The organism is Streptomyces sp. NPDC059895, from assembly GCF_042731035.1.
Lineage (GTDB): Bacteria > Actinomycetota > Actinomycetes > Streptomycetales > Streptomycetaceae > Streptomyces.
On record NZ_JBHWKO010000039.1, the window covers coordinates 45,315 to 59,626 of the forward strand.

Below are 14,312 nucleotides of genomic sequence, written 5' to 3' on the forward strand. Positions count from 1 at the left end.
AGGACGTCCGCTCCGTCGAACCCGGTGACCTTCACCGTTCTCACGGCCCCCGGCCGGAGGTAGTTGATCAAGGACTGCACCCGGGGGGACAGCGGCTGGCTCGGACGTGGAGGTGAGCCCAGTCGGCGCCGACACCTCGAGGGCCAGGCCGAGGCGTACACCGCGGCCGCGCTGTTCCTTCATCGATTGGAACCTGGTCATGAGAGCTGGAACCAGTGCGGGACTGATCGAGGAGGACGGCCACACAACCGTGGCGACGACCAGAACACAGCCGACAAGCGTGTTCGTGACGGTTGAGGGAACGGCGTTCTTCTCCGTCCCGGTCCGGGCGTGGTGGGCTTGCCCTGGCCAGACGGTCATGGTGGTCCCTCAGCGGTGCCGCACTGCCTACTGACCAGGTCTCACCGAGGGTGAGCGGACAGGCGGGCTCCGCTGCCTGGCCAGTTCGCTCCGGTCGTCTGCGGGCGAGAACCGCAGTCGCCACGTGGGTCATTCGACGGATTCCCCGGCGCCGGCGATCGGCGACTCTTGCCCGTGTCAGCAGATGCCGCCCCGGACTCCCTGTCGAGGGGCGCCGTCGCGGAGAAACGGACAGGAGCAGTCATGAGCAACGAGCAGCAGGTCGCGATCATCACCGGCGCATCGCGGGGCATCGGCGCCGAGTTGGTGAAGGGCTACCGGGACAAGGGCTTCCGGGTGGTCGGAACCTCCCGTTCGATCAAGCCCTCGGAGGACCCCGAGTTCCTGACGATCGCGGGCGACATCGCCGATCCGACGACCGCCGCCCGGCTCGTCACCGAGGCGCTCCAACGGTTCGGCCGCATCGACACCCTCGTCAACAACGCCGGCGTGTTCATCGCCAAGCCGTTCACGGAGTACACCGCACAGGACTTCGCGACCATGCTGGGAGTGAACCTGCACGGGTTCTTCCACGTCTCCCAGGCCGCCGCGGAGGCGATGGCCAAGCAGGGCAGCGGGCACATCGTCACCATCACGACCACCCTGGTCGATCACCCCATGGCGGAGGTCCCCTCCGCGCTGGCGTCCCTGACCAAGGGCGGACTCGACGCGGCCACCCGGTCGCTCGCCATCGAGTACGCCTCCAAGGGCGTGCGGGTGAACGCGGTGTCTCCCGGCATCATCAAGACGCCGCTGCACCCGGTCGAGGCGCACGAGATGCTCGCGGGTCTGCACCCGATCGGGCGCATGGGCGAGACGAGCGACATCGTCGACGCCGTCCTCTACCTGGAGGCCGCCGGCTTCGTGACGGGCGAGATCCTGCACGTCGACGGCGGCCAGAGCGCGGGCCGCTGACCGGGGCCGACCGTGGGGGGACTGTTTCGACACCAGTCCCGGTCGACGTGACGCTGTCCGGCGGTGCGCCCCGTAGCGCACCGCCGAGCGGCGCCTTTCGGCGTCACGGGCGGTCGAGGATCGTGCGACGCGATGAAGATGAAGGAGTCTCAGGAGAGGGCGTTGGTCAGGCCCGGCAACCGGGTCTTCGTCGACAGACAGCACCCCGGTGCCCACGCCGCGCCTGCCGCCACCGGCGACGCCGCACGGGACGCGGCGGCCGTGGCCGGGCTCGATCGGCACCTCGTCGAGCTGATCAACTCGCGCGTGTCCCCGACCATGAACACCTTCGACCGGAAGCGGTCTGGCCCAAGCACCCCGTCCACGCGAGCCCGGTGGTTTCCGGGAAGTGATCCGGACGCGGCCGGGAACGTCCGTTCAGAACACGCGGTCGTGCCGGATGTGGTGCGCGATGAGGTCGAGGAAGGCATGCAGCGCCCGCGTCGGCGGACGCGTCGCGGAGGCGACCACACTGAGTGTCCAGGACAGACGGGCGTCCGCGAGGGGGACGGAACGCACGGCGTCCCCGGCCGCCGCCGCGAAGTCCGGGGGCAACAACGCCACGCCCAGGCCGTGCGCCACGTAGTCCGCGATCGTGGTGATGTCCGAGACCTCGATGAGGACGCGCCGGGACAGCTCCCCCCTCATGAACGCGTCGTCCACGATCTGGCGTTGCCCGAAACCCATGGGCATGTCGACGAAGGGTTCCCCGGCGACGTCGCTGAGCCGCACGCTCTTCCGGCGGGCCAGTGGGTGATCGGCGGGGACCAGCAACTGGACCTCGTACCTCTTGATGGCCCTCGCCCTGAGATGTTCGTCCTTGATGTCGGCTCCCACGAAGGCCACGTCGACATGGCTCTCCTTGATCCGCTCGATCAGCCCGGAGGTTCCCCGCTGGGAGGTCTCGGTACGCAACCGGACCTCGGGGTGACGCCGGTGGAAGTCACCGGCCAGTGCGGGTACGTCGATCACCGTCAGCCCGCTGAGGACGCCCACGGTGAGGCTGCCGCGCAGCCCCGTGGAGAGCGGCTCCACCGCGGCCCGGGCCCGGTCGAGTACCTCGATCGCGGTCCGCGCCTCGGGCAGGAACGCCGAACCGGCCTCCGTCAGCCTGACCGACCGCGTGGAGCGGAGGAGCAGTTCGGCCCTCAGCTCGTGCTCCAGGGCCTTGATACCGGCCGAGAGCGTGGACTGCGTGACGTGCAGCCGCTGGGCCGCCCGCGTGAAGTTCAGCTCCTCGGCGACGGTGATGAAGTACTCCAGCCGCTTCTGGTCCACCGTTCCCCATTCATCGTTGTTTCCGATCGAGCATTCGTAAACATTCGTTGGACACGATAGCCGGGCGGAGCGACTGTTGTCGTGCGGGCCAACGCCCCGCCCAGGAGACGTCAGCGAAAGAGGATGAACCATGCGCGTACTGCTCACCGGCGGCACCGGCTACATCGGAGCCGCGGTGCTGGACCGGCTCGTCTCCGGCGGCCACCAGGTCACGGCCGTGGTCCGCTCCGCCGAGAAGGCCGAGCTGGTGCGGGCCAAGGGTGCCGAGCCGGCGACAGCCGACCTGGCGGACGGCGACGCCCTGGAGGAACTCGCGGCCGCGAGCGACGGCGTGATCCACCTGGCGTCACCGGGCGACGAGACCAGCGCGACCGTCGACGAGGCGGCCGTCACCAGCTTCCTGCGGGCGCTGCGGAACACGGACCGGCCGTTCGTGCACACCACCGGCGTCTGGCTGCACGGCAGCGGTTCGGCCATCACCGAGTCGACCGCCGTGAACGCCCCGCGGCTGACCGCCTGGCGCGTGCCGTTCGCCGAGCTCGTACGCCACGCGCGGGGCGTCCGGACCTCGGTCATCGCCCCGGCGGTGGTGTACGGGCACGGCGGCGGTCTGCTCAACCTCGTCGCCGCCGGTCCGCGAACCGCCGGGAACGCCCCGGCGCTCATCATGGTCGGGCCCGGTGATCAGCACTGGAGCACCGTGCACGTGGACGACCTGGCCGAACTGTACGTGCTCGCGCTGGAGAAGGCCCCGGCCGGTTCGTACTTCCTCGGCGCCGGTGGTGCGAACCCGACCGTGCGGGAGATCACCGAAGCGGTGAGCCGTTCCGTCGGTCTGGCCGGACGCGTCGAGCCCGAGCCCGTCGTGCAGACGCTCGACCGGCTCGGCCTGCTCGGCGAGGCCCTTCTCCTCGACCAGCAGGCCTCGGGCGACACGGCCCGCCGTGTCCTTGGCTGGTCACCCCAGGGGCCGTCGATCCTCGACGACATCGCGCGTACGGACTTCTGAGGGAGACCCGCGCCCCGGGCCCCGCGGCAGGCGGGGCCCGACCGACCACCGGCGGCCGGGACGACCGGGCCCTGTGCCGCACCCCTTCCTGAAGGAACTTCGACATGAGCACTCCCACCGCACCGCCCGGGTCAGGCCGCCGTCCCGCCGAGCCCGGTCCCCAGTCGCCGGGGCGGTCCCGCCCGTCCGTGCCCCGCGGCGGTTCCCTGGCGGTCGTGGCGGCCGTCGCCGCCGGCATGGTGGTACCGGTACAGGCCCGCCTGAACGGCGAACTGAGTCATCGCCTGGACGACGGCGTCGCCGCGGCGGCGATCAGTTTCTCGGGCGGACTGGTCCTGTTGTCCCTCCTCGCGCTCTTCTCCCCCGGGCTGCGTGGCGCGCTGCGCCGCCTGGCCGGCGCCGCCCGGGACGGCAGGCTGCCCCGCCGGTACCTGCCGGCCGGTGTACTCGGCGGCACGTTCGCCCTGGCCCAGTCCACCGCCGCGCTGGTCACCGGAGTCGCCGTGTTCACCGTGTCGGCCATCGCCGGTCAGACCTTCGGCGGTCTGATCGTGGACAGCCGGGGTATCGGTGGCGGCCCGCGGCGGCGCCCGGGCGCCGCCCGGATCACGGGAGCGGCCGTCATCCTGGTGGCCGCCGTCGTGTCCGCCCTGCCCCGTCTCGCCGGCACCCCCGCACCGGCCACGATCATCCTGCCGGCCGTCGCCGCCATCGCGGCCGGCTTCCTCCTCGGTGTGCAGCAGGCCCTGAACGGGGCGTCGACGGCCGCGTCGGGCTCGCCGCTCGCAGCGACCTGGCTCAACTTCCTCGTCGGTGCGGTGTTCCTCGTCGCCGCCTGGGGTGTGAGGACACTCGTGCAGGGGGCCTCGGCGCCCTCGCTGCCCACCAGCTGGTGGGTCTACCTCGGTGGTCTGTGCGGCGTGGTGTTCATCGGTGCCTCGGCTTTCCTCGTGCGCCGAATCGGTGTCCTGCTGCTGAGCATGGCCTCGATCGCGGGACAGCTCGCCGGTTCGATCGCCTTGGACTTCCTGGTCCCCTCCAGCGATCGGCCCCCCTCCGTCCTCACCGTCCTCGGCGCGCTGCTCACCTTCGCCGCCGTCTGGATCGCCTCCCGGCGCCCGCGCGGCACCACCGCGAAGTGATCAACGTCCGCGCCCGGACCGGACGCGGACCCGACCCACCGTCCCTCTCCCGATGGACGAGCGACACAGTGCCGCCCACGGCACGAAAGGAACCACTGGTGTCCCAGAACCAGCCGCAGAACGAGGAACGTGTCCTGATCAAGGGCGCGTACCTGATGACGCAGGACGACAAGCTCGGCAACCTCGTGGGTGACGTGCTCGTCGCCGACGGCAGGATCGTCGCCGTCGGCCGGGACCTGTCCGACGACCGGGCCAGGGTCATCGACGGCACGGGGAACGCCGTGCTGCCCGGTTTCATCGACACCCACCGCCACAACTGGCAGGGCGCGCTGCGCAACCTCGGCCCCGCCTGGACCTACCAGGAGTACCGCAGCCAGGTGCAGATCGGCCTCGGACAGTACTTCGCCCCCCAGGACGTCCACATCGGCAACCTGGCGGCGGACCTGATGTCCCTCGACTCCGGGGTGACGACCGTGCGGGACGAGTCGCACATCAGCAACAGCCCCGCGCACTCGGACGCGGCGATCGCCGCACACTGGGAGTCGGGCATCCGCGCCGTCTTCGACCACGGCTGGCCGTCGACGGAGGCCGAGCAGTGGCAGTTCGGCAGTGACCGCACGCACCCCGACGACATCCGGCGCATCCGCGCCGAGGTGCTGTCCGACGACTCGGCACGGGTCACGCTCAACGCGATGCTCCGCGGACCGGAGCTGTCCACCCCCGACGTGGCCGAGCGCGACATCCGGCTCGCCCGCGAGCTGGGCCTGCGGATCAGCATGCACGTGGGCCTCGGCGAGTGGGGAGCAAAGCAGCAGGCCGTACGGCAGCTGGAGGAGTCGGGGCTGCTCGCCTCGGACATGACGTTCATCCATCTGTGCACGTCGACCGACGAGGAGCTGAGGATGCTGGCCGCACGCGGTGCCACCGCGTCCGTGGCGGGCGCCCTGGAGGTCTTCATGCCGGGCCTGGGCCAGCCGGCCACCAACCGGCTGCTGGCCGCCGGTGTCCGCCCGAGCCTCAGCGTGGACACCGAGACGATCGTGAGCGGTGACATGTTCGGCGTCATGCGGGCGACGCTCGCCTACCAGCAGCTGATCCTCGCCGGCGCGGCCGGACCCATGGACCGTGTTCCTGGCCTGCCCACGTTCGACGCCGCCGACCTGCTGTCCTTCGCGACCATCGAGGGCGCACGGGCCGCGGGGATCGACGACCGCACCGGCAGCCTGACCCCGGGCAAGGAGGCCGACCTGATCATGATCCGCCTCGACCACGCCAACATGCTGCCCGCCACGGACGTCGCGGCCACGATCGTCGCGGGCGGCCACGCCGGCAACGTCGACCTGGTCGTGGTGGCCGGTGACGTGCTCAAGGAGAACGGTGTGCTGAAGGGGGGCGACGCCGTCCTCGACGAGGCCGCCGCCTCCCGTGACCGGCTCTTCCGCGCCGCCGGTCTGCCGCTCCCGGTCTGAGCCGGCCTCCGGGCGAGCGCGGGCCGACGCCAACGCCGGCCGACCGACAGATGCGGTGACCGGTCGTCCCCCGCCCTGCCCACCGTGCCGGGCGCCCTGCTCGCCTTCGCGGCGGTCGGCATCGCCTGTCGTAAGGGCCTCGCACGCGCGCGTGGAACGAATGACCGGGCCTCGGCGACCAGCACCGGATCCCGGCTGCCTCGCACGCGCGCGTGGGGCGAATGAGTCGACCGCAGTCGAATGACCGATGCCGTCCGCCGACCGGCGGCGCCACGATCGACGCACCGCGTCCGTGCCGAGCCAGGCTCCCGCCCCGGACGCCGCGTCCCGCAACGCCGGCTTCAGGAGACATCATGACCGCGCCCGCATCACCCTCGCCGTACACGGGCTTCGACCGCATGCCGATCGCCGGCGAGTGGCGCGCCGGCAGCTCGTCCTCGCTGCTGGTGGACGTCGATCCCTACACCGGAGAGACCGTCACGGAGATCTTGCCGGCCGATCACGCGGACGCGGACGCCGCGTACCGGGGCGCCGAGGAGGCGCAGCGCCGGTGGGCCCGTACGGCGCCCGGCGAGCGGGCCGCGGTGTTCGAGCGGGCGACGCGCATCATCGGCGAGCGGCAGGCGGAGATCGTGGACTGGCTGATCCGCGAGGCGGGTGCCACGCCCGACCGGGCCGCCGTCGAGGTGGGGATCGTCCAGGCCGTCACCGCGGCGGCGGTCGGGCATACCGAACAGGTGATGGTCACCACGGCTTCGATGGTCCCGGACAAGGAGAACCGCGTCTACAGGATGCCCGCCGGCGTGGTGACGGTGATCAGTCCCTGGAACCGGCCGCTGTGGCTGACCCACCGCTCCGTGGCGCCCGCCCTGGCGCTCGGCAACGCGGTGGTGATCAAGCCGGCGGAGGACACGCCGGTCACCGGTGGTCACTGGTGGTCACCGGTGGTCTGATCCTCGCCAAGATCTTCGAGGAGGCCGGGCTGCCGCCGGGCGTGCTCAGTGTCGTGGTGGGCCGCGGCAGCGAGGTGGGCGACTTCATGGTGGCGCACGAAGCGCCCCGCGTGACCGTCGACCTGGCGGCAGCGACGGTGCCGCTGTGCCCGGGGCTCGGGCACGAGCATCTGATCCGGGTCGTGAGGGCCCTGGACGGGGCCGGCGGATCGGCGATCGTCGTCGGCGGCGAGGCCGTGCGGGCGCCGCAGCGACGGAGCGAGCTGAGCCATGAGGCCCTGCACGCGAACGTGTCCTTGCTGTAACTGACGGGCAGCACCGACTGGCTGGGGCTCGCGACCGCCTGTCACGGCCTCCTGCCCGGACCCGCCCGGCCCGGAACGGACGGATCGCTGACCGACGTCGTGGACGCGGTGGCGGCCATCGGGGGAGCACCCGGGATCGTCACCGACCCGGACTTCCGTCTCCGGGCGTTCTGCGGACAGTGAGGGCACGTGACCGACCAGCAGGACCGGATCATCGGACGCGACGGTGAACGTGCGCGGATCGCGGCGTTCACCACGGCCGGCGACGGGCGGGCGCTCGTCCTGCGCGGTGAGGCCGGGGTCGGCAAGAGCGTGCTCCTCGACGAAGTGGCCGGACAGGCGTCCGGAGCGGGGCATCGCGTCGTCCGGGCCCTGGGTGTGGAGACGGAGTCGGGTCTGCCGTTCGCCGGCCTGCACCAGTTGCTGCACCCGCTGCTCCCCCGGGACACCTCCCTGGACCGGGATCACCGGTCCGTACTGGACGTGGTCTTCGGCAGGGAGTCAGGAGGCGCGCCCTCCATCATGGCGCTCGGCATCGCGGTGCTCGACCTCCTTGCGCTCGCCGCTTCGGAGGAACCACTGCTCCTGGTGATCGACGACGGCCACTGGTTCGACGAGCCGAGCGCCGACGTGTGCTCGTTCGTGGCCAGACGGCTCGCCGGGTACCAGGTCAAGCTGCTCGTCGGCCTGCGCACGGACACGGAATCCGCGTTCGACGCCGCCGGCCTGCCGGAGGTCCTGCTGGAGCCCCTGTCGGAGGAGGAGTCGTGCCGACTCCTGGACCAGCGGCATCCGGGGCTGGCCGAGAACATCCGCAGGATCGTCCTCGACAACGCGGACGGCAACCCGCTCGCGCTGATGGAGCTTCCGCGGACGGTGACTCCCGGCGTCGCGCACATGATCGTCGAGGACCTCGGAGGGCGGCAGGGGCTTCCCCTGACCCGTCGTCTGGAGCGCTTGTACGCCCGCCGCGTCCACGACCTCCCGCCGGGCGAACGCGCCGAGCTCGTCCGCGGCGCCCTGGACGGTATCGAGGCCGGATCGGTACCCCGGCGCGTGATCGGCGCCCGCTACCGCATGCGCCAGGTGGAGGGCGCGAGGGCTCAGGGTCTGCTGACCGTCGACCCGGCCACGGGCGACTTCACCTTCCGGCACCCGCTCGTCCGGTCCGCCGTCGTGCAGCTGGCCACCCCCAACGAACGCAGAGCCGCCCATTCGGCGCTGGCCGAGCTGCACCGCTCAGACGTCGAGCGGCGCGCCGTGCACCTGGCGGCCGCCACCGTCGACCCCGACGTGGAGGTGGCGGACGCCCTGGAACGTGCCGCGCACTCGGCGACCCGCAGGGGCGGCGCGGCGACCGCCGTCGCCTGGCTGACGCGCGCCGCGGAACTGAGCGTGTCGGCGGCGGACCGGTCCAGGCGCCTGGGCGACGCCGCCTTCATCGCCGGCCAGTCCGGCCTGCTCGACCAGGCGGAACGCCTGGTCGACGAGTCCGGTCGCGCATCCGGCGGCTCGGTGTCGCCCGGATCCGTGATCACGTCCTCGTACGTCGCCCTGTACAAGGACGGCGACGTGCGCTCGACGCATCGCCGTGTCCTGACGGCCATCGAGGAGGCCCGGCGCGGCGGCGCGGACGACGAGACCATGGAGAGGCTCCTGAACCTGCTCCTGGCGATCAGCCAGTTCTCGGCCGACCCCGCCGTCTGGTCCCGCACCGATGCCCTGATCGACTCCGTCGGCGACGCCGTCGCCCCGCTCACCCTGCTCTACCGGGACTCCTGGGGCGACGTGGTCCGCCGGGGCGCCACCGTGCGCGAGCGGCTGGACGACGCCTTCGCCCGCATGGCCGGGGGCGAGCCGTGGGACGTGATGCGCCTGGCCGTCTCGGCCTTCTACGTGGACGCCCTGGGGGACTTCCGGCCCTACCTCCAGCGCATGGTCGAGCGCGAGAAGGAGGCCGGCGCGGTCACCAACGTCATGACCATGCTGCACCTGGTCATGCTCGATCAGATCTCCACCGGCGCCTGGGACGAGGCCGAGGCGAACGGCCGGCGGGGGCTGGACCTGACCACCTCCCACGGCTACGAGCTGTTCGCCCATCAGTTCCGCGCGTTCCTCGGACTGCTCGCCGCCGGCCGCGGAGAGCTCGAGCGTGCGCGCGAGCTGCAGTCGACGATCGAGGCGTGGGCGCGACCGCGCGGCATCGGGTTCCTGACCCAGTACGCGGAGACGATCGGTGCGCTGGCCGCGCTGAGTTCCGGTGACTACGAGGCGGCCTACGTCTACGCCTCGGGCCTCACGGCGCCGGGTGAGTTCACCCCGTACTCCCAGCAGGCGGCCCGCACCCTGCTCGACCTCGTCGAGGCCGCCCTGCACACCGGCCGGACCGCGCAGGCACGCGTCCACGCCGTGGCGGCCCGCGACGCCCGCCTGTCCGACGTCTCCCCGCGCCTCGGCCTGCTGACCACCGCCGCACTGGCCATGACCGGGGACGACGCCGAGGCGGACGAGTTGTTCGCCCAGGCCGTCGCGCACCCCGCGGGCCCCTCCTTCCCCTTCGATCTCGCCCGGATCCAGCTGGCCCACGGCATGTGGCTGCGCCGGGCGCGCCGGCCGAAGGCGTCCCGCGAAGCGTTCAGCCGGGCCGCGGACCTCTTCGAGCGGCTGGGCGCCGCGTCGTGGGAGGAGCGCGCGAGGCTGGAGCTCCGGGCCGCCGGGGCCCCGGTCCGCAAGCCGGGCGGTGGAGCAGCGGCCCTGACGCCGCAGGAACGGCAGATCGCCGACCTGGCCGCGGGCGGGCTCAGCAACAAGGAGATCGGGGCGAAGCTCTTCCTCTCGCCCCGCACTGTCGGCGCTCACCTGTACAAGGTCTTCCCCAAGCTGGGCATCACCTCACGGGCCTCGCTCCGGGACGCCCTCGCCAAGGACGGCACCGAGGAGGACGGGCCGGACATGTGACGTCCGAGGGTGCGACGGGTGCGACGGGTGCGACGCCTTATGCCGGCCGCTTAAGTCATCAGACGGATTCGGCGGCCGTGACTGTCGGACGAACCTTGAGTCATCGCCGGGGACCGCGACCGCGGGACCCGAACACTCGAGGAGAGATCATGACCACGAACCGCACCCCCGTCGTCTTCATCCACGGTCTCTGGCTGCACGCGTCCTCCTGGCGCCCCTGGATGGAACTGTTCGCGTCCCAGGGCTTCGAGCCGGTCGCCCCGGGGTGGCCGGGTGAGGCGGACACGGTCGAGGAGGCCCGCCGGAACCCGCAGGCGGTCGCCGGACTCGGCATCGACGACGTCACCGACCACTACGCGCGCATCATCCGCTCCTTCGACCGGGCGCCCGTGATCGTGGGCCACTCCTTCGGCGGCCTGATCACGCAGAAGCTCGTCGGCATGGGTCTCGGCCAGGCGGCTGTCGCCGTCGATCCCGCACAGATCAAGGGCGTCAAGCCGCTGCCCTTCGCGCAGTTGCGGTCGGGCTTCCCGGTCCTCGGCAACCCGGGCAACAGGAAGAAGGCCGTCTCCCTGACCGCGAAGCAGTTCCGCTACGGCTTCGGCAACGCCGTCTCGGAGGACGAGTCCGACCAGTTGTTCGAGAAGTACACGATCCCGTCGCCGGGGCGCCCGCTCTTCGAGGCGGCGTTCGCGAACTTCTCGAAGAACTCGCCGGCGGCCGTGAACACCGCCAACACCAGCCGGGGACCGCTGCTGCTGGTCTCCGGCCAGGAGGACCACACCGTCCCGGACGTGGTGACGCGTGCCGCGTACAAGCTGTACGGGGACTCGACCGCGGTGACCGAACTGAAGCAGTTCGCCGACCGGGGACACTCGCTGACCGTCGACGGAGGCTGGAACGCGGTCGCGGACTACGCACTGGGCTGGCTGGCGCGACAGGGCGTCCAGGCCCGTACCGAGCTGACCGGCTGACCATCGTCCCCGCACACCGTCCACGACGGTGTCCCGTCCTGGAGAGGACCGGCGGCGATGGCCCGCACCGGCTCGACCCGTGCTCAGGGGCTCGGCGTTCTCCGCGGCACCGCGCTGTACGTCGCGGCGATCGTCGGCCCCGGCATTCTCACCCTCCCGGCGATCGCCGCGCACAACGCCGGTCCCGCTTCCCTCGTGGCCCTGGCCGCACTCCTCCTCGTATCGGTCCCCATCGCCTTCACCTTCGTCGCCATCGAGCGCACCTCACCGGGCGCGGGCGGTGTCGCCGCCTACGCGACACGGGCGTTCGGCGCGACCACCGGCCGGATCGTGGGGTACTGGTTCCACCTCGGCGTCCCCATCGGCGTCCCCGCCCTCGGACTCATAGGCGGCGGATACCTCGCGGACGCGACCGGCGGCGGCAAGGTGACCGCGGCCGCCACCGCGGCCGCCGTCGTCCTCGTCGCCATCGCCGCGAACCTCGGCCGGCGCGCCGGCTCGGGACGGCTGACTCCGGTACTCACCGCACTGCTCGCCGCCCTCGTCGTGGTCACCGCGGCGGTGGCACTCCCCCACGGCGACAGCGCCCCCCTCACTCCCTTCGCACCGAGAGGATGGGCCGCGATCGGATCGGCGGCACTCGTCCTCACCTGGGTTCTCACCGGCTGGGAGGCGGTCAGCCATTTCACCGGCCGGCTGCGTGACCCCCGGCGCACCCTCCCCAGAGTCACCGCCTGGGCCCTGCTCACGGTGGCGCTGCTGTACGCGGCCGTGGCCGTCCCCGAGATCCTCGTCCTGGGCCCGTTCGCGGGATCGTCCGAGGCCCCGCTCACGGACATGCTGGCCGTCGCCCTCGGACAGGGAACGGCGGCGGTCGCCGCGGCACTGGCCGTCGTCATCGCGCTGAACAACGCCATCGCCTATGTGGCGAGCCTGCGCGACCTCGGGACCGCGCTGCGCGAGTCGTCCGCGACGGGCCGGCGCCCCCGCGCCCCTGTACTGCTGTGGCCGTCCCTGATCATGCTCGGCGGTCTGGCCGCCGCGGCCGTCACGCCACTGGGCACGGAGGAACTGGTCGCCGTCTGCGTCGGCTCCCAGATCCCGGTGTACGTCCTCGGCCTCGCCGCGGGCCTGCGACTGCTCCGCCGTTACTCCCTCCCTTGGTGGCTGGCCCTGTTCTCCACCGGCGCGGTGGCCACCCTGCTCGTGCCCGCCGGTCTCTGCCTCCTCGTGCCCGCGGCCATCGCCGTCGGTGTCGTGCTCCGCCGGCGCCCGCACGAGAGGCGTCCGACGCAGGGGCCCGTCCCGGGCTCGGGCTCGGGCTCGGGTGAACGTCGCGCCGTCTGACCGACCCACGCGCGCGAAGGCCGGCCCACAGGAGCGCGGCGAGCGGCTGTCGCCGCAGGCGCTCCGGCCCGCGCAGTCACCGGGCGGGGTGACCATGTTCAGCCGTTCACTCGATGATCGAGACGTGGTACTGGCGGATCCGCCAGGTGCCGTCGTCGGCACGTGCCACGAGGGAGAGGTGGACGCGGACGGACCAGCCGGTGGTGTCGGAGAACGTCACGTCCGCGAAGCCGGCCACGGCCTCCGGCGCCACCTCGTACTCGTGCAGCACCTCGAAGTCGGTGGAGCGGTTGTCGGGCAGCGCGTCGTAGTAGCCCTTGACGGCCTCCCGTCCCACCAACACGTCGGGGCCGAAGCCCTGGAACAGGGCGTCCTCGGTGAACAGTGCGCCCATGTCGTCGACATGGTGCTCGTCGAACGCCTTCTTCCAGTCGGCCAGCAGTTGGGGAAGGACGGTGCTCATCTCTACCTCGCGTCGAGTCTCGTGCCGTGGCCGATGCCGCTGCCTTCGCAACAGCAGCGGTCCGGTGGTTCATTCCGTGTGGGGGAAGGGCGTACCGGTCACACGCCGGGGACCGGCACCATGTGGAAGCGCGCCGCTCCGGAGAGCATGCGGGCGAAGGCGTCGTCGGCCTCCTCCAGCGGTACGGTCTCGATCATGGGCCGCACCCCGGTGCCCGCGCTGAAGGCGATGCTGTCCTCCACCTCCAGCGCCGTACCCGCAGGGTGGCCGCTGACCGACTGGCGGCCGGTGATGAGCTGGAGCGGCTTCACCTCGATGGCCTGGTCGGTCACTGCGATGACGACCAGTTCGCCGCATGGCGCCAAGCCGTCGAGCGGCGCCGCCATGGCGCTGTCGGGGCTCGGATGGTGGGCAAGCGGCTCCCAGTCGTTCGACCGATGCTCGCGGCGTGCTGTCACAGCACGATGAGTGGAGTTCACCGGACTGGAAGGGAGCATCGACATGACCGACAGGCAGCCGTCGTACGACCGTGAGGGATCAAGGACGAGAAGCGTTCCGTCACTTCTCACGGACCTTCGCCGACTGTTCGCTCCACAGGGGCCGAGAACGATGCGGTGCCGTCTTCGCTACAGCATCGACGACCCGTACGCGGTGAGGATCGATCTCATCGCGGAAGTCGGTGTCTCCGTCACCTGGGTGGTGTCCCGTGACCTGTTGTACGCGGGTACGAAGGGACCCGTCGGTGAGGGGGACTTCAAGGCGTGGCCGTCGCGCAGACACCACAGTGCGCGCCCTTGTCTGTATTTCGGTCTCGACCGGCCCGAGGGCCATGTCGCGTTCGAGGCGGGCCTTCCGGAGGTACGACGGTGGCTCGAGCGGACCTTCGAGGTCGTTCCCGCCGGCTGCGAGAGCGACCTGCTCGACTGGGATGCGCTCGCCGAAAGCCTGCTCGGCCGCGGATGAGCTCGATGATCACGGCGCGCGTACCGGCCTCCACGACCCGCGCCGCCTCGTTCTCGCCGTCCGGCCCGGCACCGAGGACGACCACGTCGTATGCGCCG

13 protein-coding genes are annotated in these 14,312 nt (G+C 71.7%); 10 read left to right on the top strand and 3 right to left on the bottom strand.

The window, feature by feature from the left end; genetic code table 11:
* Positions 1-603 precede the first annotated feature (603 nt).
* On the top strand, positions 604-1,314 hold the full coding sequence (locus tag ACFV9M_RS32220) for an SDR family NAD(P)-dependent oxidoreductase (protein ID WP_385073275.1): 711 nt from the start codon (positions 604-606) through the stop codon (positions 1,312-1,314).
* 417 nt (positions 1,315-1,731) lie between these two features.
* Here the strand turns inward: ACFV9M_RS32220 and ACFV9M_RS32225 are convergent, their stop codons facing one another.
* A complete protein-coding gene (locus ACFV9M_RS32225; RefSeq protein ID WP_385073278.1) occupies positions 1,732-2,631 on the bottom strand; it encodes a LysR family transcriptional regulator in 900 nt (299 codons plus the stop codon).
* A 130-nt stretch (positions 2,632-2,761) separates the two neighbouring features.
* On the opposite strand from ACFV9M_RS32225, the gene ACFV9M_RS32230 reads away from it, so the two are divergent.
* From ACFV9M_RS32230 to ACFV9M_RS32265, 8 genes are all read left to right on the top strand, one after another.
* Complete coding sequence (locus ACFV9M_RS32230) at positions 2,762-3,640, top strand: NAD-dependent epimerase/dehydratase family protein (protein ID WP_385073280.1); 879 nt, start codon at positions 2,762-2,764, stop codon at positions 3,638-3,640.
* 104 nt (positions 3,641-3,744) lie between these two features.
* On the top strand, positions 3,745-4,782 hold the full coding sequence (locus tag ACFV9M_RS32235) for a DMT family transporter (RefSeq protein ID WP_385073283.1): 1,038 nt from the start codon (positions 3,745-3,747) through the stop codon (positions 4,780-4,782).
* A 98-nt stretch (positions 4,783-4,880) separates the two neighbouring features.
* Positions 4,881-6,251, top strand: a complete 1,371-nt coding sequence (locus ACFV9M_RS32240; RefSeq protein WP_385073286.1) for an amidohydrolase family protein — start codon at positions 4,881-4,883, stop codon at positions 6,249-6,251.
* A 353-nt stretch (positions 6,252-6,604) separates the two neighbouring features.
* Positions 6,605-7,204 carry an aldehyde dehydrogenase family protein gene (locus ACFV9M_RS32245; RefSeq protein WP_385073289.1) on the top strand — a complete coding sequence of 200 codons (600 nt, stop codon included), beginning with the start codon at positions 6,605-6,607 and terminating at the stop codon, positions 7,202-7,204.
* Positions 7,186-7,509 (top strand): aldehyde dehydrogenase family protein, encoded by a 324-nt coding sequence (locus tag ACFV9M_RS32250; RefSeq protein WP_385073292.1) that lies wholly within the window; start codon positions 7,186-7,188, stop codon positions 7,507-7,509. Before ACFV9M_RS32245 ends, ACFV9M_RS32250 begins: the two co-directional genes overlap by 19 nt.
* Positions 7,510-7,698: 189 nt before the next feature.
* Positions 7,699-10,467 (top strand): ATP-binding protein, encoded by a 2,769-nt coding sequence (locus ACFV9M_RS32255; RefSeq protein ID WP_385073295.1) that lies wholly within the window; start codon positions 7,699-7,701, stop codon positions 10,465-10,467.
* 149 nt (positions 10,468-10,616) lie between these two features.
* The gene (locus ACFV9M_RS32260; protein WP_385073298.1) at positions 10,617-11,441 is read left to right on the top strand and encodes an alpha/beta hydrolase; all 825 of its coding nucleotides are present in this window, start codon (positions 10,617-10,619) and stop codon (positions 11,439-11,441) included.
* A 57-nt stretch (positions 11,442-11,498) separates the two neighbouring features.
* Positions 11,499-12,788: an APC family permease gene (locus ACFV9M_RS32265; protein ID WP_385073301.1), complete on the top strand. Its 1,290-nt coding sequence runs from the start codon at positions 11,499-11,501 to the stop codon at positions 12,786-12,788.
* Positions 12,789-12,894: 106 nt separating this feature from the next.
* On the opposite strand, the gene ACFV9M_RS32270 is transcribed toward ACFV9M_RS32265, so the two are convergent.
* Positions 12,895-13,251 (bottom strand): SgcJ/EcaC family oxidoreductase, encoded by a 357-nt coding sequence (locus tag ACFV9M_RS32270; protein WP_385073304.1) that lies wholly within the window; start codon positions 13,249-13,251, stop codon positions 12,895-12,897.
* 98 nt (positions 13,252-13,349) lie between these two features.
* Positions 13,350-13,709, bottom strand: a complete 360-nt coding sequence (locus tag ACFV9M_RS32275) for a hypothetical protein (RefSeq protein WP_385073308.1) — start codon at positions 13,707-13,709, stop codon at positions 13,350-13,352.
* 10 nt (positions 13,710-13,719) lie between these two features.
* On the opposite strand from ACFV9M_RS32275, the gene ACFV9M_RS32280 reads away from it, so the two are divergent.
* A complete protein-coding gene (locus tag ACFV9M_RS32280; RefSeq protein WP_385073311.1) occupies positions 13,720-14,214 on the top strand; it encodes an SsgA family sporulation/cell division regulator in 495 nt (164 codons plus the stop codon).
* Positions 14,215-14,312 lie beyond the last annotated feature (98 nt).